The sequence below is a fragment of the Mesorhizobium sp. M1A.F.Ca.IN.020.06.1.1 genome, from assembly GCF_004023265.1.
In the GTDB taxonomy this organism is placed as follows: Bacteria; Pseudomonadota; Alphaproteobacteria; order Rhizobiales; family Rhizobiaceae; genus Mesorhizobium.
Genome location: NZ_RZSR01001631.1, coordinates 1 through 656 on the forward strand (window position 1 = coordinate 1; position 656 = coordinate 656).

Genomic DNA, 656 nt, shown 5'->3' on the forward strand with positions numbered 1-656 from the left:
AGCGCGTGGCGCGCGCCCGGGCCATGCAGCGCGAGCGGCTGGAAAGGCTGGGTGCGGCGGCCACCACCAACGCGCACTGCCCGCCTTCGGTCGTCGAGGCGATCGCCAGGCCCGACGCCGCCGGGCTGACGCTGCTCAAGGACGCCAGCGAAAAGCTCGCCTTCTCGGCGCGAGCCTATCACCGCGTGCTGAAGGTCGCGCGGACGCTCGCCGATCTCGACGCCAGCGAAACCGTCGGCCGCATCCATCTCGCCGAGGCGATCTCCTACCGCATGAGCGCGGAGCGCATGGCGCAGGCGGCGTAAGGTCCCTGGCGCGGATTTCCGGCGCTACCCCGCCCGGTGCTTCGCCTTCAGCTCCAGCCTGCGCGCATGCAGCACCGGCTCGGTGTAACCGTTGGGCTGGACTGTCCCCTTGAACACCAGGTCGCAGGCGGCCTGGAAGGCGATCGACTTGTCGAAATCCGGCGCCATCGACCGGTAGAACGGGTCGCCGACATTCTGGCGATCGACGATCGCCGCCATGCGCTGCAGCGAATCCCGGACCTGGATCTCCGAGCACACCTTGTGGCGCAGCCAGTTGGCGATGTGCTGCGAGGAGATGCGCAGCGTGGCGCGGTCCTCCAAAAGGCCGACATAGTTGATATCGGGAACGGG

The 656-nt window shown here is 68.6% G+C and carries 2 pseudogenes; one reads left to right on the forward strand and one right to left on the reverse strand.

The window, feature by feature from the left end:
• Positions 1 to 305: pseudogene (locus EOA60_RS36010) on the forward strand (ATP-binding protein); the annotation flags it as partial.
• 24 nt (positions 306 to 329) lie between these two features.
• Here EOA60_RS36010 and EOA60_RS36015 read toward each other — a convergent pair.
• Positions 330 to 656, reverse strand: a pseudogene (locus EOA60_RS36015) (malate synthase G); the annotation flags it as partial.